The sequence below is a fragment of the Mycobacterium sp. IDUB_19 genome, assembly GCF_055419445.1.
The window spans coordinates 57,207-75,213 of sequence record NZ_JBVAXR010000012.1; the positions used below are offsets into that span (position 1 = coordinate 57,207).

The 18,007-nt window shown below is 67.2% G+C and carries 17 protein-coding genes; 13 read left to right on the top strand and 4 right to left on the bottom strand.

The features are described from left to right. Position 1 precedes the first annotated feature (1 nt). The 3 genes from ACZY0B_RS12270 to ACZY0B_RS12280 form a co-directional block, all read right to left on the bottom strand. Positions 2 to 1,045 carry an LLM class F420-dependent oxidoreductase gene (locus ACZY0B_RS12270; RefSeq protein ID WP_463764380.1) on the bottom strand — a complete coding sequence of 348 codons (1,044 nt, stop codon included), beginning with the start codon at positions 1,043 to 1,045 and terminating at the stop codon, positions 2 to 4. Positions 1,046 to 1,110: 65 nt separating this feature from the next. Then, entirely contained in the window at positions 1,111 to 1,950 is an 840-nt protein-coding gene (locus ACZY0B_RS12275) for a dienelactone hydrolase family protein (protein ID WP_463764381.1), read from the bottom strand. 9 nt (positions 1,951 to 1,959) lie between these two features. Further along, on the bottom strand, positions 1,960 to 2,391 hold the full coding sequence (locus tag ACZY0B_RS12280) for a DUF2510 domain-containing protein (protein ID WP_463764382.1): 432 nt from the start codon (positions 2,389 to 2,391) through the stop codon (positions 1,960 to 1,962). 325 nt (positions 2,392 to 2,716) lie between these two features. Here ACZY0B_RS12280 and glmS point away from each other — a divergent pair, with 325 nt between their 5' ends. The 5 genes from glmS to ACZY0B_RS12305 all read left to right on the top strand — a co-directional run bounded on the left by glmS (position 2,717) and on the right by ACZY0B_RS12305 (position 9,112). Next, entirely contained in the window at positions 2,717 to 4,582 is a 1,866-nt protein-coding gene (glmS, locus tag ACZY0B_RS12285) for a glutamine--fructose-6-phosphate transaminase (isomerizing) (RefSeq protein WP_463764384.1), read from the top strand. 7 nt (positions 4,583 to 4,589) lie between these two features. After that, the gene (locus ACZY0B_RS12290) at positions 4,590 to 5,426 is read left to right on the top strand and encodes a DUF4436 domain-containing protein (RefSeq protein ID WP_463764459.1); all 837 of its coding nucleotides are present in this window, start codon (positions 4,590 to 4,592) and stop codon (positions 5,424 to 5,426) included. A gap of 119 nt (positions 5,427 to 5,545) precedes the next feature. After that, positions 5,546 to 6,388 (top strand): DUF4436 domain-containing protein, encoded by an 843-nt coding sequence (locus tag ACZY0B_RS12295; protein ID WP_463764386.1) that lies wholly within the window; start codon positions 5,546 to 5,548, stop codon positions 6,386 to 6,388. 38 nt (positions 6,389 to 6,426) lie between these two features. Further along, positions 6,427 to 7,128 (top strand): rhomboid-like protein, encoded by a 702-nt coding sequence (locus ACZY0B_RS12300; protein ID WP_463764387.1) that lies wholly within the window; start codon positions 6,427 to 6,429, stop codon positions 7,126 to 7,128. 91 nt (positions 7,129 to 7,219) lie between these two features. Then, a complete protein-coding gene (locus ACZY0B_RS12305) occupies positions 7,220 to 9,112 on the top strand; it encodes an alpha/beta hydrolase family protein (RefSeq protein ID WP_463764388.1) in 1,893 nt (630 codons plus the stop codon). Here ACZY0B_RS12305 and ACZY0B_RS12310 read toward each other — a convergent pair. Continuing rightward, entirely contained in the window at positions 9,109 to 10,044 is a 936-nt protein-coding gene (locus ACZY0B_RS12310; protein WP_463764389.1) for a class I SAM-dependent methyltransferase, read from the bottom strand. The genes ACZY0B_RS12305 and ACZY0B_RS12310 overlap by 4 nt on opposite strands. Before the next feature lie 92 nt (positions 10,045 to 10,136). Between ACZY0B_RS12310 and ACZY0B_RS12315 the strand changes: the two genes are divergently transcribed. From ACZY0B_RS12315 to tsaD, 8 genes are all read left to right on the top strand, one after another. Further along, positions 10,137 to 11,558, top strand: a complete 1,422-nt coding sequence (locus ACZY0B_RS12315; protein WP_463764460.1) for an NAD(P)H-hydrate dehydratase — start codon at positions 10,137 to 10,139, stop codon at positions 11,556 to 11,558. Positions 11,559 to 11,581: 23 nt separating this feature from the next. Then, a complete protein-coding gene (locus ACZY0B_RS12320) occupies positions 11,582 to 12,967 on the top strand; it encodes a glutamate decarboxylase (protein ID WP_463764390.1) in 1,386 nt (461 codons plus the stop codon). 103 nt (positions 12,968 to 13,070) lie between these two features. After that, positions 13,071 to 14,237 carry an alanine racemase gene (gene alr, locus ACZY0B_RS12325; RefSeq protein ID WP_463764391.1) on the top strand — a complete coding sequence of 389 codons (1,167 nt, stop codon included), beginning with the start codon at positions 13,071 to 13,073 and terminating at the stop codon, positions 14,235 to 14,237. Continuing rightward, a complete protein-coding gene (locus ACZY0B_RS12330) occupies positions 14,227 to 15,342 on the top strand; it encodes an alpha/beta fold hydrolase (RefSeq protein ID WP_463764392.1) in 1,116 nt (371 codons plus the stop codon). The genes alr and ACZY0B_RS12330 overlap by 11 nt, the downstream gene beginning before the upstream one ends. Before the next feature lie 25 nt (positions 15,343 to 15,367). Beyond that, positions 15,368 to 15,859: a tRNA (adenosine(37)-N6)-threonylcarbamoyltransferase complex ATPase subunit type 1 TsaE gene (tsaE, locus tag ACZY0B_RS12335; RefSeq protein WP_463764461.1), complete on the top strand. Its 492-nt coding sequence runs from the start codon at positions 15,368 to 15,370 to the stop codon at positions 15,857 to 15,859. Next, complete coding sequence (tsaB, locus tag ACZY0B_RS12340; protein ID WP_463764393.1) at positions 15,856 to 16,485, top strand: tRNA (adenosine(37)-N6)-threonylcarbamoyltransferase complex dimerization subunit type 1 TsaB; 630 nt, start codon at positions 15,856 to 15,858, stop codon at positions 16,483 to 16,485. The genes tsaE and tsaB overlap by 4 nt, the downstream gene beginning before the upstream one ends. Continuing rightward, positions 16,482 to 16,952 carry a ribosomal protein S18-alanine N-acetyltransferase gene (gene rimI / locus ACZY0B_RS12345; protein WP_463764394.1) on the top strand — a complete coding sequence of 157 codons (471 nt, stop codon included), beginning with the start codon at positions 16,482 to 16,484 and terminating at the stop codon, positions 16,950 to 16,952. Before tsaB ends, rimI begins: the two co-directional genes overlap by 4 nt. Then, complete coding sequence (gene tsaD, locus ACZY0B_RS12350; protein WP_463764395.1) at positions 16,949 to 17,974, top strand: tRNA (adenosine(37)-N6)-threonylcarbamoyltransferase complex transferase subunit TsaD; 1,026 nt, start codon at positions 16,949 to 16,951, stop codon at positions 17,972 to 17,974. The genes rimI and tsaD overlap by 4 nt, the downstream gene beginning before the upstream one ends. Positions 17,975 to 18,007: the final 33 nt, after the last annotated feature.

Sequence of the window (18,007 nt, forward strand, 5' to 3'; positions counted from 1 at the left end):
CTTAGGCGCCGCGCAGCGCAAGCACATCTTCGACGAAGCGCACGGATTCCTTCGGGTCGGTCGCGGCCGGGCTGACCAACAGCGTCGTCACGCCGGACTCGGCGAAAGCGGCGATGCGTTCGGCGATGAAACCGCGTGGGCCGATCAGCGACATCCCACGCACCAGCTCGTCGGGCACCAAGTCGACGGCCTCACTCTTGCGGCCGGACAGGTACAGCTCCTGGATCTTGTCCGCGACTTCTCCGTAGCCGTAGCGCGTCGCCAGGTTGTGATAGAAATTGCGGCCCTTGGCGCCCATTCCGCCGATGTAGAGGGCGAGCTGCGGCTTGACCCAGGCCAGCCGCTCCTCGACGTTTTCGCCGATGGCCAGCGACGCGTGCACCATGATGTCCAGCGGCCCCAATGCCGGATCCCGTTTGGCGTTGCCGGCGGCCAGCGCCTCGCCCCAGACGGTGTCCGCCTTTTCCGGAAGGTAGAAGACCGGCTGCCAGCCCTCGGCGATCTCGGCCGTGAGCTCGACGTTCTTCGGGCCGAGCGCTGCGATTGTTATCGGAATACGTTCGCGCACAGGGTGATTGATGAGCTGCAGCGGTTTTCCCAAACCCGTCCCGCGGTCCGCGGGCAGCGGCAGCTGGTAGTACTTGCCGTCGTATTGGACCCGCTCGCGGCGCCACACCTTCCGGCAGATCTCCACGATTTCGCGGGTGCGGCCGATCGGAGCGTCGAACTCGACGCCGTGGAAGCCCTCCATCACTTGGGGCCCGGACGTGCCGATGCCCAGGTGGAATCGGCCGTCGGACACGAAGTCCAGACCCGCGGCCGTCATCGCCAACAGCGATGGCGTGCGGATGTAGATGGGAAACACCCCCGAGGCCAATTCGACGGTGTTGGTCTTGGCGGCCAGATACCCGAGCTGGCTGACGGCGTCGAACGAATACGCCTCGGCCACCACGGCGATATCGATGCCGGCCTTCTCGAGTTCGACGATGCGGTCGACGGCTTCGTGGAAGCCGCCCGAATAATCCAGAGCGATACCGATTCGCATGAACGACACTTAATCACGCCGGACATGGCGGGTCACGACGCGGTGCTTTCAGCAGAGTTCGCCGCCTATTTCAGCAGCGCGACGATCTTCTCTTCGAGGGCGACCGCTGGCTCCTCGGGGTCGACCGGAGTTGTCTTGGGCAGCACCACATCTGGATCGGCGAAGTCGCGATAGGTTTTGTCGCCGGCCAGCGTAGCGAGCAGATACCCGGTCAGCAGGGCTCGAACCGATCGCTGGGTTCGGCGGTTGGGGCCGGGCAGCCCGACCACCGAGGCCAGCCGTCGTCCCTCGCTCAACCCGCCGGGTTCGGCTTTGTTGACCATGCGCAGCGTGGCGGTATGCCACGCGCCGGAAAGTGCTAGCGCGTTGGCGGTCAACGTCTTTCGATCTCCCGGCGCGGTGAGGATCAAGCCGGGGACCTTCAGCGATGCCGCCGGCTGCTCGGCGGGAGGAGCCGTGACGGTGGGGAACACCGCGGCCACCGCCGCCAGTGTGGCCGGCATTCCAGCTGCCGCAAATATCGCGGCCGAGGCCCCGAAACCATGGCCCACCACCCCGAGCTTGGCGGGGTGCACGCTGATGTTGCCCGGCCCAAGACGCACACCGGCCACGATGTCGAGGGCGGTGCCGAGATCGGAAGCCAAATTGAGCACCGAAGGTGCTAGACCCCGCTCGGTGTCGGGAGCTCCGGCCACGATGCCCCACGACGCGAGATGCTCGAGCAGACCCGAGTAGCGGGCGGTGCCGGTGAGCCAGTCATGACCGAAGGCGATGCCGGGGAGATTCAGCCCCGACTCGGGGGTGTAGACGACGCCTGGCAATCCGGCAAAAGCCAGGTCACCACGCAAAACCTTGTGGGGGCCACGGCGGCTGAGGGCGGCGACGAGCTTGCGGATGCGGGCCACCCGTTGACGTTAGCGGGGATGGGTCCAGTGAGTCCACGTGACACCGTCGAAGTACCGCTGCCCCGGTCCACCCGGGTTGGGGTACCAGCCCGGCGGCGGGCCGAGGGGACGGGGTGGGCCGGCCGGATGCGCCGGGGCGACGGGACCGGCCTGGCCGGGCGGGGCGTAGGGGTTCTCGGCATAGGACACCGGGGCTTGCCCGGCCAGGGCGCGCACCTGCCGTATCGCGTTGTAGTTGGAGATCAGCGCCACCCAGTTCATGACGAGAAGCGACACCACGCTCCACCAGCCGGCCAGCAGACAGTGGGTCTGCGCGTTGCGGTATGCCCTTTCGCACTGCTCGAGCGTGCCGGTGAAGGTGAGGGTGCGCTGGTGCCACAAGATGACCGCGCCGGTGTGCTCGTAGAGCCTGACAGAGAAGCGGCGGTACGGGTCGGTCAAAACAGGCCTTTCGCGCAGGTGGGCGGCCCAACGATACCGTCAGGCCGGCGAGTGTGACGCTACGGCGTCGAGTGTGAGCTCAGGGCGACAATTCGGGCCAAAAGCCGCCCTCAGCCCACACTCGACGCGGGTTTGAGCAGGTGCGATGCGGGTTTGAGCAGGTGCGACGCGGCTTTGAGCACACTCGACGCGGGTTTGAGCAGGCGCGACTCGGGTTTCAGCGCACACTCAACGCGGGTTTGAGCAGGTTAGACGCGGGTTTGAGCACGCCGCCGGTCCACGCTGCGGGCTGGCCCGGGCGCACGACTGCATTACCCTGGTCATGATGTGCGGAATTGTCGGCTACGTGGGGCAGGCGCCTGCCTGCCAAGTCGTCATGGACGCACTGCGCCGCATGGAGTACCGCGGCTACGACTCGTCGGGCATCGCACTCGTGGACGGCGAAGGCAAACTGACCGTGCGCCGTCGCGCCGGCCGGCTGGAAAACCTGGACAAAGCGGTGGCCGAAATGTCGCCGGAGGAGCTGGGCGGCACCACCGGCCTGGGCCACACCCGCTGGGCCACCCACGGCCGCCCGACCGATCGCAACGCCCACCCGCACCGCGACGCCGCCGGCAAGATCGCCGTCGTCCACAACGGCATCATCGAGAACTTCGCGATCCTGCGTGAGGAGCTGGAGTCGGTCGGCGTCGAGTTCGCCAGCGACACCGACACCGAGGTCACCGTGCACATGGTCGCCCGGGCGTATCGCGAGGGTGAGACGGCCGGCGACTTCGCCGCTTCGGTGCTGACGGTGCTGCGCCGACTCGAGGGCCACTTCACTCTGGTGTTCGCCAACGCCGACGAGCCGGGCACCATCGTGGCGGCCCGACGGTCGACACCGTTGGTGGTAGGTGTCGGCGACGGCGAGATGTTCGTCGGCTCCGACGTGGCCGCGTTCATTCCGCACACCCGCCACGCAGTCGAACTCGGCCAGGACCAATGCGTGGTGCTCACCGCCGACGGCTACCGGATCACCGACTTCGATGGCAACGAAGACGTCGAATATCGCGAGTTCCATATTGATTGGGACTTGGCCGCCGCCGAAAAGGGTGGCTACGAGTACTTCATGCTCAAGGAGATCGCCGAGCAACCGACGGCGGTGGCCGACACTCTGCTCGGCCATTTCGTGGATGGCCGCATCGTGCTCGATGAACAACGGCTGTCCGATCAGGAGCTGCGCGAGGTCGACAAGGTATTCGTGGTCGCCTGCGGCACCGCCTATCACTCCGGGCTGCTGGCGAAATATGCGATCGAGCACTGGACCCGTCTGCCGGTCGAAGTCGAGCTAGCCAGCGAATTCCGGTACCGGGACCCGGTTTTGGACCGCAGCACCCTGGTGGTGGCCATCTCGCAGTCCGGCGAAACGGCCGACACGTTGGAAGCGGTTCGGCACGCCAAGGCGCAGAAGGCCAAGGTGCTGGCGATCTGCAACACCAACGGCTCGCAGATCCCGCGCGAGTGCGATGCCGTGCTCTACACCCGAGCCGGGCCGGAAATCGGCGTGGCCTCGACGAAGACCTTTTTAGCCCAGATCACCGCGAACTATCTGGTCGGCCTCGCGCTGGCGCAGGCCCGCGGCACCAAGTATCCGGACGAGGTCGAGCGCGAATACCGTGAGCTGGAAGCGATGCCGGATTTGGTGTCGCGGGTGCTCGCGACGATCGGACCGGTATCCGCGCTGGCTCATCGGTTCGCCCAATCCTCGACCGTGCTGTTCCTGGGTCGCCATGTCGGCTACCCGGTGGCGCTTGAAGGCGCGCTGAAACTCAAAGAGCTGGCGTACATGCACGCCGAGGGTTTCGCCGCCGGCGAGCTCAAGCACGGCCCGATCGCCCTGATCGAAGACAACCTGCCGGTCATCGTCGTCATGCCCTCACCCAAGGGATCGGCCACGCTGCACGCCAAGATGATGTCCAACATCCGCGAGATTCAGACCCGGGGCGCGGTGACCATCGTCATCGCCGAAGAGGGCGACGACACCGTGCGGCCTTATGCCGATCACTTGATCGAAATCCCATCGGTATCAACCCTTTTGCAGCCGCTGCTGTCGACCATCCCGCTTCAGGTGTTCGCCGCGTCGGTTGCCCAGGCCCGAGGCTACGACGTTGACAAACCGCGCAACCTGGCGAAGTCAGTCACCGTGGAATAACCGGCGCCTGAGGTTCGGCGTCCTCGGTGTCGTGCTCTTGATCGCCGCCTATATCGGCTCAATTGTGCTGTACGTCAACAGCGGTATGGGCCATCCCCACCTAGTGGTGCAAGACCCGTCGGCTGGCGATGGAACCGTGATGACCACCGATGTCGAGGAGATTCAATCGGACAACAGCGTCCTGGTTGCCAACATCAGCGTGGTGCCCGGACCCGGACTGCTGGACCCACGTACCCACGCACTCAAGGACGACCTCAACATCGTCGCCGCCTCCACGGTGACGGCCAGCAGGCAGACATGGCCGAAAGGCACGCTGCCCAGCGTGTTTCGGGTGTCGCTGGTCCTGAACGGCGAAGTCGCGGATTGGCCGCTCGACGAATATCACTCGGGGCCCGTCGTCGCTCAACTGTCGTCCGGGTCCGAGCACACACCGGTGCCCGCGACGGTGACCTTGATCGACCGTCTGCTCGGCTGGAAGGTCGACGTGACTCGCGTCAACGAGGCCGATCCCACCGGCCCGTACCGAGTGGCTCTGTCCCGATCGCCGAGCACCGTGGCATTCGGTGTCGCCATCCTCTGTGTCCTCATCGGGCTCGCCGGTCTGGGCCTGTTCGTCGCCGTCCAGACGGCGCGCGACCGGCGAAAGTTCCAGCCGCCGATGACGACGTGGTATGCGGCGATGCTCTTTGCGGTGATGCCGCTGCGGAATGCGCTGCCCGACGCGCCTCCGTTCGGAAGCTGGATCGACGTCACGATCGTGCTGTGGGTGATCATCGTGCTGGGAATCTCGATGGGGCTCTACATCTCTTGTTGGTGGCGGCATCTGCGGCCGGAACCGACTTAGCTTCTGATCGTGGCGCACGCGGCCGGTTTACTATCTTTGGCCGGGCACGCATCTTGGACCGGCAAGTCAACGGGGAGGCAATCTTGTCGTCGAACGGTTACGCGAGAAGCAAGCGCTTCATGAGATTTTCCGTGGTGGGGCTGGTGGCCTTTTTCGTTGCCGCCTACCTCACCACTCTTGCGCTCTACGCCAGATCCGGCTGTGGCTGCCCGGTGCAATTGACCCAAGGCGCGACGGCGGCCGACGGGACCACGGTGACCATCGACTTCCTCGAGCTGCAGTCGATGAAGGGTGCGCTCAATGCCAACGTCACCGTCACGCCCGGCGCCGGGCTGCTGGATCCGGTAACCCGCGGCCTCAACTCGGACTTGGCCGTTGTGGTCCACTCCGCGGTGACTCCGAGCAAGCGCACCTGGACCAAGGGAATGCTGCCGGGCGAGTACCCCGTCCCGTTGACCATCGGTGGCGACCCCTCCGAATGGCCCTTCGATACTTATCATTCGGGGCCCATCACGGTCGACCTCATTTACGGCTCCGAGCCGATGCCCGAACAGGTGCCGGTGAAATTCGTCGACCGGGTTTCCGGCTGGAAGCTTTCCGTTGTGGGCAGCGGCCATCCGAACTCTCCCTCCCGGGTCTCACTGACGCGGTCGCCGAGCATCGCGGCGTTCGCGGCGGTCATCCTCGTGGTGATGCTCGCGCTTGCCGCAGTCGCCGCCTTCGTCGCCATTCAGACGACGCGCGACCGTCGAAAATTCCAGCCGCCGATGACAACGTGGTATGCGGCGATGCTCTTCGCGGTGATTCCGCTGCGGAATGCGCTGCCCGATGCGCCCCCGATCGGATCCTGGGTTGACGTCACTATCACGCTTTGGGTCATCGTCACCTTGGTGATGTCGATGCTGTTCTATGTCTATTGCTGGTGGCGGCATCTGAAACCCGAACCTGAAAAAGCTGCGTAAAGTTTGCCGAAGCCGCCGGGCATGCGAAGGTTGACGCCGTGGCGGATGGATCGGTGGGGGCGCGACTACGGAGCCTGGCGCTCGCGGTCTGGCATTTCGTCAGCGGTGCGCCGTTAACCTACGGCTGGCTGCTGGTCCTGATGGTTACGACGATCGTGCAAAGCCACCTCTCGGGGCGGCAATTACACTCGGTGCTGCTGCACCGCTCCACCAACATTCACGAGTTGGGAACCGATCCGCTCGCAGTGCTGTTTTCCAGCCTGCTGTGGATCGACGGCAAAAGCCTGGAGCCCTATCTGCTGCTGTTCACCCTTTTTCTCGCCCCGGTCGAACACTGGCTCGGCCACCTGCATTGGCTCACGGTGGGATTGACCACGCACATCCTTTCGACGTATATCAGCGAAGGCATCCTGTACTTCGCGATCGAGGAACACGACGCATCCGAACGGCTGGTGCACTCGCGCGACATCGGGGTCAGCTACTTCCTGGTCGGGATCATGGCGGTGCTGACTTATCGCATCGTGCGACCATGGCGGTGGCTCTATCTCGGCGTGCTACTCGTCATCTTCGGCTTCCCGCTGATCACGATGAGTCGCCACGGAGTGAACTTCACCGCGATAGGTCACTTCACGTCGATCCTGATCGGGCTCTGCTTCTATCCGATGGCCCGGGCGAAGCAGGATAAGCCATGGAGCCCAGCGCGGGTGCGGGCCGCGTTCCGGCGATACCGTTACGGGTGATAATCCTCGACGCGGACCATGCTCGGCTTCAACGCGCTGCGCCAAGTGACGGTGCCCGAGGCGTGGTTGAAAAGTATGGAAGGCTGAAACGATGGGGCAGGTGCGTGAGGTCTACGGCGCGTCACTGTCCCCGGACGCAACCGCGTTCGCCCACATCGTCGACGACGGCGGCTATCCCCACGCGGTGCAACGCTTTTTGCGCGGTTGGCGGGCCAGCTCATCGCGGAATGTGGAGCTTCCGGTCGAGGGTCCGGTCTCTCGCGTCATCCACTCCGCGGACGGCCAGTGGCTGGCATGTGAGGTAACGCTCGACGGAAGCGGATCTCGCAGCCAAATCTGGGTCGTCACTACCGATCCCGATGATCGAATGGCCCGGCGCATCGACGACCAAGAGGCCGGGACCGCCGAGCTGATCGCGTGGGACGGCAACCTGGTGGCGGCGATCCTGACCGGCGAGGACGGGGTTGGGCGGTCTTGCCTGATCGATCCGGCCGACGGTCGTCACACCGTGCTGGACAGTCGATCCGGCGGCCGGCTGGTCGACGCCTGGGCAGGGGCATCACTGATTCGGGTGGGGCCGCGCGGTTACCACGAAATGATCATGCTGTTCGGGCAGACCGAAATCGCCTTGCTGCCTTCCGATCCCGGCTCCACGACCGCTGACGGGATCATTCTGGACGACCACCAACCCCGTCGCGTCCGGCACGGACTGAGCGGCGAGCAGACGAAGCTGTACTACCCGGGCACCGGCGCTGACGGATATGTACGGGCGCTGATCCGCAGCGACAATGGCTGTGACCATGCCCGCCTGCTCGAAGTGACCGTCACGCTGGACGGCGTCAGTTATTTCGTGGTGGCCGAGCGGCCGGGCTGTGATCTCGCCGAGTTCGTCGTCAGCGACGACCTGTCCACCGTCGCGCTGCTGTGGAACCTGCAGGGCTGCAGCGAATTACAGATTCTCGAATACACCGATTACACGCTGGCCGAGCCGGTGTCGCTGCCGGGCCCGGTCGCAAGCGAGCTATCGATCAGTGCGGGTGGCTCGATGGTCGCGATGACGGTTGAAGGGCCGGCCATGCCCCGAACCGTCGAGTTGGTGGACCCGCGTTCGCGCGAATGGGAACCCATCGACACCCAACGTGACCGCGGCGCGGTGATCCCCGGCATCTTCGCCGAGCCGCAGACGATCACGGCGCGCGACGGACTGAGCCTGAACGCTTGGCTATACCGGCCGATGAAAGCCAGCGCTTCGGCCGGCGCGGTCATCTTCCTGCACGGTGGTCCCGAAGGCCAGGCCCGGCCCGGTTACAACGACATCTTCTCGCAACTGGTCAACGACGGGATCGTCGTGCTGACGCCGAATGTCCGCGGCTCCGGTGGTTTTGGGAAGACATTCGTGCACGCCGACGATAAGGAAAAACGGTTCGCGGCCATCGATGACGTCGCCGACTGCGCGCGCTTCCTGGTGGACAACGGCCTGGCCGACCCGGACCGCATCGCCTGCGCGGGCTGGTCGTACGGGGGCTACCTGACGCTGGCGGCGCTCACGTTTCATCCCGACCTGTTTGCGGCGGGAATCAGCATCTGCGGGATGAGTGACCTGAACACGTTCTATCGCAACACCGAGCCGTGGATCGCCGACTCCGCGTATCCCGAGTACGGCCACCCGATCGGCGACCGCGAATTACTCGACCAGTTGTCACCGCTGGGGCGCGCCGATGCGTTGGTAGCGCCGTTGTTGGTGGTGCACGGGGCCCATGACACCAATGTGCCGGTCAGCGAATCGGAACAGATCGTCGACGCGCTGCGCCAGATCGGTCGCGATGTGCGCTACCTGTTATTCGGCAATGACGGACACGGCATCATCAAGCGCGAGAACCGCGCTACGTTGGCCGCAGCGATGAGTGAATGGATGATCAGGGCCTTCGCGGCCACCACCGGTTCGGAACCGCTTCGAATTGTGGGCGAAGCGGGCAACGTTTAGCTTCGCGTGGCGGTGACGTATTGCATCGCCGACAGCGTCTCCTCCTTGTCGACGGAGCCAGCCGGCCTGGGCGGCAGCGAAAGACCGTAATTTGCAGCCAATTCCGCCACCGTGCTGGCGGCTGTTGCCCAGCCGTAGGTGTTCAGGTACTCGACCACGTCGTTGCGGTCGCCCGCATACCAGAGATCCGTCATCTCGATGTCGAAGCCGTGTTCTCGCCACTGGTCGGTGACTTCACGCATCCGGTCGGCCATCGTCTCTACGGCATCGCTGGCGCCCTGCAGATTTTCGGTGGCCAACTGACTTCCCGGCGCGCTGAGCTCAGTGATGTTGTCCAGCAGCCGATCCTGGGCGTCCGGCGGCAGGAATGGCATCAGACCCTCGGCGCTCCACGCGGTCGGCTTGCTGGGGTCGAGTCCCGCGGCGACGAGCGCCGCGGGCCAGTCATGGCGCAGGTCGACGGGTACCGCCCGGCGATCGGCCGTCGGGGTGGCGCCCAGCTCGGCCAGGGTCGCGCTCTTGAACTCGATCACCTGCGATTGGTCGATCTCGAACACCGTGGTTCCGCCCGGCCAGGGCAGCCGGTAGGCGCGGGCGTCCAGACCCGAGGCCAAGATCACCGCCTGGCGAACCCCCGCCGCGGCCGCAGTCACGAAGAAGTCGTCGAAGAACCGGGTGCGCAGGCCCATCACGGCGCCCATGCCCACCATCCCGAAGTCTCCGTTGTCGTCGACCGTGGCGGGATCCAGCTCGCCGCCGGCGAGGCGGGTGAAGAAGTCCACGCCGACCGCGCGCACCAACGGCTCGGCAAATGGGTCGTTGATCAGTGGGTTGGGCGCACGGCTGGCCAGCGCGCGTCCCACCGCGACGCCGGTTGCCGTGGCTCCCACGCCATTTGCCAGGTCCCAGGTGTCGTCATCCGTCCGCGCCATCGCCCCTCCATTCGCCGCTACAACCGAATGTACGGACGCCTCCTTAACGAGTGCTGTGCGCAAAGGCGGCCAAGCATGGAATGCTGAATTCGATGCGGCATTACTACTGCGTAGATGCGATCCGCGACGCCGAAGCGCCGCTGCTGGCCAGCCTGCCCGATGGCGCCCTGATGAAGCGTGCGGCCTTCGGGCTGGCCACCGCGATCATCGGCGAGCTGAGGGCCCGCACCGGCGGCGTCGCCGGCCGTCGGGTGTGCGCGGTCGTCGGCTCGGGCGACAACGGCGGTGACGCGCTGTGGGCGGCGACGTTCCTGCTCCGCCGCGGCACGGCCGCGGACGCGGTTTTGCTCAGCCCGGACCACACTCACCGTAAGGGGCTGGCGGCATTCCGGAAGGCCGGCGGCCGCATCGTGGATAGTGTCTCGGCGACAACCGATCTCGTCATCGACGGTGTGGTCGGCATCTCCGGCTCCGGTCCGCTGCGGCCGGCGGCGGCCGAGGTGTTCGCCGCTGTCGATGCCCAGGAGATTCCGGTGGTCGCCGTCGACACCCCCAGCGGCATCGACGTGGCGGCCGGTGCGATCACCGGCCCCGCCGTGCACGCCGCGTCGACCGTCACCTTCGGCGGCCTCAAGCCCGTGCACGCACTCGCCGACTGCGGCGCCGTCACGCTGATCAACATCGGGCTCGATCTCGCCGAAACCGATGTGCTGGGGTTCGAGGCCGGCGACGTCGCGGCCCGCTGGCCGGTGCCGGGTGCGCACGACGACAAGTACACGCAGGGAGTGACCGGGATTCTGGCCGGCTCGTCGACGTATCCGGGCGCGGCCGTGCTGTGCACCGGCGCCGCGGTCGCGGCCACCTCGGGCATGGTCCGCTACGCGGGTAGCGCGCACAGCCAGGTGCTCGCGGTCTGGCCCGAAGTCATCGCCACGCCCACCCCCGCGGCGGCCGGGCGGGTGCAGGCGTGGGTCGTCGGACCCGGTTTGGGCACCGACGACGTCGGCGCCGCCGCGTTGTGGTTCGCACTGGAGACCGACCTGCCGGTGCTGGTGGACGCGGACGGGCTGACCATCTTGGCCGCCCACCCCGAGCTGGTGGCCAACCGCCGCGCGCCGACGGTGCTGACCCCGCACGCGGGGGAGTTCGCCCGATTGGCCGGCGGCGCACCCGGGGACGACCGGATCTCGGCCTGCCGGAAGCTGGCCGACGCGTTCGGCGCCACCGTCCTGCTCAAGGGAAATGTCACCGTCATCGCCGACCCCGGTGGCGCGGTCTACCTCAACCCGGCGGGCCAGTCCTGGGCGGCCACCGCCGGGTCGGGCGACGTGCTGTCCGGGATGATCGGCGCGCTGCTGGCCGCGGGACTGCCGCCGGCCGAGGCCGCCGCCGCCGGCGCATTCGTGCACGCGCGCGCCGCGGCGCTGTCGGCCGCAGACCCGGGGCCCGGTGAGGCGCCGACGTCGTCTTCACGGATCGTCCCGCACATCCGGGCTGCCCTGGCCGCCCTGTAGCACTGCCAACGAAAGGATCCGTCGTGACGCTCAGCCACCCGTCCGTCCCCGCACACTCCATCGCACCCGCCTATACCGGCCGCATGTTCACCACCCCGGTGCCGGCGCTAAGGCTGCCCGAGGAGTCGATGGATCCCGAGGCCGCTTACCGCTTCATCCACGACGAGCTGATGCTCGACGGCAGTTCTCGGCTGAACCTGGCCACCTTCGTCACCACCTGGATGGATCCCGAGGCCGGGAAACTGATGGCCGAGACGTTCGACAAGAACATGATCGACAAGGACGAGTACCCGGCGACCGCGGCCATCGAGCAGCGCTGCGTGTGTATGGTGGCCGACCTGTTCCACGCCGACGACCTGCGCGACGACGATCCATCCAGCGCTATCGGGGTGTCGACCATCGGCTCCAGTGAGGCGGTCATGCTGGGCGGCCTGGCGATGAAATGGCGCTGGCGCGCAAAGGTGGGCAAAGACTGGAAGGGCCGCACCCCGAACCTGGTGATGGGCTCCAACGTCCAGGTGGTGTGGGAGAAGTTCTGCCGCTACTTCGACGTCGAGCCGCGCTACCTGCCGATGGAGGAAGGGCGCTACGTCATCACCCCCGAGCAGGTCCTCGACGCCGTCGACGAGGACACCATCGGCGTGGTGGCCATCCTGGGCACCACCTATACCGGTGAGCTGGAACCCGTCGCCGAGATCTGCGCCGCGCTGGACAAACTGGCATCCGGCGGCGGCGTTGACGTCCCGGTGCACGTCGACGCGGCCAGCGGGGGATTCGTGGTGCCCTTCCTGCACCCCGAGCTGAAGTGGGACTTCCGGCTGCCGCGGGTGGTGTCGATCAACGTCAGCGGCCACAAGTACGGGCTGACCTATCCCGGCATCGGGTTCGTCGTCTGGCGCAGCCAGGAGTATCTGCCCGAGGATCTGGTGTTTCGGGTCAACTATCTGGGCGGCGACATGCCGACCTTCACGCTGAATTTCTCCCGCGCCGGCAACCAGGTGGTGGGCCAGTATTACAACTTCCTGCGGCTGGGCCGCGAGGGCTACACCCAGGTCATGCAGTCGCTGTCGTCGACCGCGCGGTGGCTGGGGGAGCAGCTGCGCGTCGGCGACCACGCCGAGCTGATCTCGGACGGTTCGGCGATTCCGGTGGTCGCCTTCCGGCTCGCCAAGAACCGCGGGTACACCGAGTTCGACCTCTCTCACGAGCTGCGCGGCTACGGCTGGCAGGTGCCCGCTTACACCATGCCCGACAACGCCACCAACGTCTCCGTGCTGCGCATCGTGGTTCGCGAGGGCCTTTCCGCCGACCTGGCCAGGGCTCTGCACGACGACGCCCGCACCGCGCTGACCTCGTTGGACAAGCTGAAGCCACGCGGGCACTACAAGGCCGAGCACTTCGCGCACTGACCTGTTGGCGCCGAACGTCGACTTATCGGGCGAATCGGGCCGAAATCTCGGCGAAAAGTCGACGCTCGACGACGCGTGGGGCGGCTCTGGGACAATGGCGGCCGTGGCAGTTACGCCGATATCCCTGACGCCGGGCGTCCTCGCTGAGGCCGTGGTGGACCTGGGCGCAATCGCGCACAACGTGCGGGTGCTGCGCGAGCACGCCGGCTCCGCGCAGGTGATGGCGGTCGTCAAGGCCGACGGCTATGGCCACGGCGCCATCCGGGTTGCGCACACCGCATTGGCCGCCGGTGCGGCCGAACTGGGTGTGGCCACCGTCGACGAAGCCTTGGCGCTGCGCGCCGACGGAATCACCGCGCCGGTGCTGGCCTGGCTGCATCCGCCCGGCATCGACTTCGGGCCCGCGCTGCAAGCCAACGTGGAGATCGCCGTGTCCTCGGTCCGCCAATTCGACGAGCTGCTGGATGCCGTGCGCCGAACCGGTAGCACGGCCACGGTGAGCATCAAGGTCGACACCGGGCTGAATCGCAATGGTGTGGCGCCGGGCCAATACGCATCGATGCTGACCGCGGTGCGCCAGGCCGTCGCCGACGATGCCATCCGGCTGCGGGGGCTGATGTCGCACATGGTGTTCGCTGACCAGCCCGACAACCCCATCAATGATGTTCAGGCTCAACGGTTCGCCGAGATGCTGGCCCAGGCGCGCGACCAGGGTGTGCGGTTCGAGATTGCCCACCTGTCGAATTCGTCGGCCACGATGTCTCGTCCCGACCTGGCCTTCGACATGGTGCGGCCCGGGATCGCGGTGTACGGCCTGAGCCCCGTTCCCGAGCTGGGCGACATGGGGCTGATACCGGCGATGACGGTGAAATGTGCTGTCGCGCTGGTGAAATCGGTTCGCGCCGGCGAAGGCGTGTCTTACGCACACACCTGGATCGCGGAGCGCGACACCACCGTGGCGCTGATGCCGGTCGGATACGCCGACGGTGTCTTCCGATCCCTTGGTGGGCGCCTCGACGTGCTGATCAACGGCAGACGGCGCCCCGGCGTCGGGCGGATCTGCATGGACCAATTCCTGGTCGACCTCGGTCCCGGGCCCGTTGACGTGGCGGAGGGCGACGAGGCGATCCTGTTCGGTCCCGGCGCCAGTGGTGAACCCACCGCTCAGGATTGGGCCGATCTGCTCGGCACCATCCACTACGAAGTGGTCACCAGTCCACGGGGTCGGATCACCAGGACCTACCGCGAGGCCGAAACCGTTGAGCGATAAGAAAACTCGCAGACGCCAGCGGGGAAGAGCCTGGCTTGCGGGAGGCGCGGGGCTGACCGCGGTCGCCACCATCGTCGGCGCGTCGGTCCGCCGTTCGATGATGCAACGCGTGACCCTCGTCGAAGACCCGTACGCCGACGAGGATTTCGAGCGGTTGAACACCGACCGCAGCTATGTGGTGACCACGCCCGACGGGGTGACGTTGGCGGTCCGTGAAGTCGGGCCCCTGGACGCACCGCTTACCATGGTTTTCGTCCATGGATTCTGTCTGCGGATGGGCTCGTTCTATTTCCAGCGCAAGCGGCTGGCCGAGAAGTGGGGACCGCGAGTGCGCATGGTCTTCTACGACCAGCGCGGGCACGGGCGGTCCGGCGAAGCGTCGCCCGAGAGCTACACGCTGACCCAGCTGGGCCAGGACCTGGAAAGCGTCCTGACCGCGGTCGCGCCGCGCGGTGCGATCGTGTTGGTCGGCCACTCGATGGGCGGCATGACGGTGTTGTCGCACGCCCGGCAGTACCCGGACCAGTACGGCGGCCGCATCGTCGGCGCGGCGCTGATTTCCTCTGCCGCCGAAGGGGTTACCCGCTCGCCGCTGGGTGAGATACTGAAAAACCCTGCGGTGGAAGCACTTCGGTTTACCGCACGGTCGGCCCCTAAGCTGATGCACCGCGGCCGCAATGTGTCACGGTCGCTGATCGGGCCGGTTTTGCGGGCGGCGTCCTACAGCGATCTGCACGTCAGCCGCAGCCTGGACGCGTTCTCTCAGCGGATGATGAACGGCACCCCGATCCCGACGTTGGTGGGGTTCCTGGGCGCGCTGGAAGTGCACGACGAAACCGCCGGGCTGTGGACCCTGCTGAGGATCCCGACGCTGATCGCTTGCGGCGACCACGATCTGATCACGCCGGACGAGTACTCGCGGAAGATGGCGGCCTCGCTGCCGCAATCGGAGCTGGTCATCGTCAGCGGGGCCAGCCACCTGGCCCTGCTGGACAAGCCCGAGGCCATCAATGACGGGCTGGTCCGGCTCGTCCACCGGGCTGTTCCGGGCAGAATGACCCTGTGGTACCGGCGGGCTCGAGCACGGTTGCGGCGCCGTGGCTGAGCAGAGATTGGATGGCGGCGACCCGCTGCACCCGGCTGCGCCGCGCTCGCGATCGCCGCAGAGATTCGGCACGGCCACCTGCGAGCGCGTCGAGGACACCATCGCACTCGGGTCGCGGTTGGGACAGCAGCTGCGCGCCGGCGACGTCGTGGTGCTCTCCGGCCCGCTTGGAGCGGGAAAGACAGTGCTGGCCAAGGGAATTGCCGCGGCGATGGATGTCGACGGCCCGGTTACCTCACCGACCTATGTGCTGGCCCGGGTGCACCCGCCGCGACGGGCAGGTGCACCGTCGATGATTCACGTCGACGTGTACCGGCTGCTGGACCACCCGGGCACCGACCTGCTCGGCGAACTCGACTCACTGGACCTCGACACCGATCTCGAGGACGCCGTCGTCGTGGTGGAGTGGGGCGAGGGCCTTGCCGAACGCCTCTCCGAACATCATCTCGACATCCGGCTGGAGCGGGTCAGCCACTCCGACGTGCGGATCGCGACCTGGGAGTGGGGTCGCTCGTGAGCCTGGTTCTAGCCCTGGACACCGCCACCCCGGCGGTGACCGCCGGCGTGGTCCGTCGCGAGGGCGCGACCTGCACGGTGCTGGCCCAGCAGGTCACCGTCGACGCCCGCGCGCACGCCGAACGGCTCACTCCCAACGCGCTGGCCGCGCTGGCCGATGCCGCACTGACGATGGCCGATCTCGACGCCGTCGTGGTGGGCTGCGGCCCCGGCCCTTTCACGGGTCTGCGGGCCGGGATGGCCACCGCCGCCGCGTACGGCCATGCGCTGGGCATCCCCGTGTACGGCGTGTGCAGCCTGGACGCCATCGGCGTGCTGACCACCGGCGACGTGCTGGTGGTCACCGATGCCCGCCGCCGCGAGGTCTACTGGGCCCGCTACCGCGACGGAGTCCGCACCGACGGCCCGGCCGTCAACGCCCCCGCCGACGTCGACCGCGGTGCGGCCGAAGCGGTCGCCGGCTCACCCGAGCATGCTGCGCTGTTCGGCCTGCCGCGCCGTGAGCCCGTACATCCGACACCGGCCGGCCTGGTATCCGCGGTGTCCGATTGGTCGGCTGAACCCGCGCCGCTGGTGGCGCTTTATCTGCGCCGGCCTGACGCCAAACCCCTGGCGGCCCACCAATGACCGCCTGCGGCGAGCCCCTGACGATCGGCGCCCTGACACGTGCCGACGCGCAGCGGTGCGCGCAGCTGGAAGCTCAGCTGTTCGACGGCGACGACCCGTGGCCCGCGGAGGCGTTCTGCCGCGAATTGGCCAGTGCCCACAACCATTACGTCGGGGCGCGTACCGCGAGCATGCTGGTCGGCTACGCGGGCATTTCCAGGCTGGGCCGCAAACCGCCGTTCGAGTACGAGGTGCACACCATCGGCGTCGACCCGGCCTACCAGGGCCAGGGCATCGGCCGCCGGCTGCTCGGCGAGCTGCTGGAGTTCGCCGACGGCGGCGTCGTCTACCTGGAAGTCCGCACCGACAACGAGGCGGCCCTCGCGCTGTACTGCAGCGTGGGTTTCGAGCAGATCGGCCTGCGCAAGCGCTACTACCGGGTCAGCGGCGCGGACGCGTACACGATGCGCAGGGAGGCTCGCTTGTGACCAACATACTGGCCATTGAAACCTCTTGCGACGAAACAGGAGTCGGCATCGCGCGGCTCGACGCCGACGGCACCGTCACACTGCTGGCCGACGAGGTGGCATCCAGCGTCGACGAGCACGTCCGGTTCGGCGGCGTGGTCCCCGAAATCGCCTCCCGCGCACACCTGGAGGCGCTCGGTCCGGCCATGCGTCGCGCGCTGTCGACCGCCGGCGTGGCGCGCCCGGATATCGTCGCGGCCACCATCGGGCCCGGGCTGGCCGGCGCCTTGTTGGTGGGAGTGGCTGCGGCCAAAGCGTATTCGGCCGCATGGGGCGTGCCGTTCTACGCGGTGAACCATCTGGGCGGGCACCTGGCGGCCGATGTGTACGAGCACGGGCCGCTACCCGAGTCGGTGGCGCTGCTGGTGTCCGGCGGACACACGCACCTGCTGCACGTGCGTTCGCTCGGCGAGCCGATCATCGAGCTGGGCAGCACCGTCGACGACGCCGCGGGCGAGGCCTACGACAAGGTGGCGCGGCTGCTGGGTCTGGGATATCCGGGCGGCAAGGTGCTCGACGACCTGGCCCGCACCGGCGACCGCGACGCCATCGCGTTCCCGCGCGGCATGACCGGCCCGAGGGATGACCCCTTCACGTTCAGCTTCTCCGGGCTCAAGACCGCCGTCGCGCGGTATGTGGAGAGCAACCCGGACGCCGCGACACCCGACATCGCCGCCGGATTCCAGGAAGCCGTCGCCGACGTGCTGACCCGCAAGGCAGTGCGCGCGGCCACCGGTCTCGGCGTGCAGACCCTGCTGATCGCCGGGGGCGTGGCCGCCAACTCCCGGCTGCGGGAGCTGGCGACGCAGCGCTGCGCCGAGGCGGGCCTGACGCTGCGTATCCCCAGGCCACGGCTTTGCACCGACAATGGGGCGATGATCGCGTCCTTCGCCGCGCACCTGGTTGCCGCGGGTGCGGCGCCGTCGCCGCTGGACGTGCCCAGCGACCCGGGGCTGCCGGTGGTAAAAGGCCAGGTGAGCTGAGCTCAGAGCGTAATTACCCGGGAAGCAGCAGGG

What these genes read in the sequence shown, in the direction of transcription:
- ACZY0B_RS12270 (WP_463764380.1), bottom strand. Translation starts at nt 1,045, where the DNA reads ATGCGAATCGGTATCGCTCTGGATTATTCGGGCGGCTTCCACGAAGCC.
- glmS (WP_463764384.1), top strand. Translation starts at nt 2,717, where the DNA reads ATGTGCGGAATTGTCGGCTACGTGGGGCAGGCGCCTGCCTGCCAAGTC.
- ACZY0B_RS12295 (WP_463764386.1), top strand. Translation starts at nt 5,546, where the DNA reads ATGAGATTTTCCGTGGTGGGGCTGGTGGCCTTTTTCGTTGCCGCCTAC.
- ACZY0B_RS12305 (WP_463764388.1), top strand. Translation starts at nt 7,220, where the DNA reads ATGGGGCAGGTGCGTGAGGTCTACGGCGCGTCACTGTCCCCGGACGCA.
- ACZY0B_RS12310 (WP_463764389.1), bottom strand. Translation starts at nt 10,044, where the DNA reads ATGGCGCGGACGGATGACGACACCTGGGACCTGGCAAATGGCGTGGGA.
- ACZY0B_RS12315 (WP_463764460.1), top strand. Translation starts at nt 10,137, where the DNA reads ATGCGGCATTACTACTGCGTAGATGCGATCCGCGACGCCGAAGCGCCG.
- rimI (WP_463764394.1), top strand. Translation starts at nt 16,482, where the DNA reads ATGACCGCCTGCGGCGAGCCCCTGACGATCGGCGCCCTGACACGTGCC.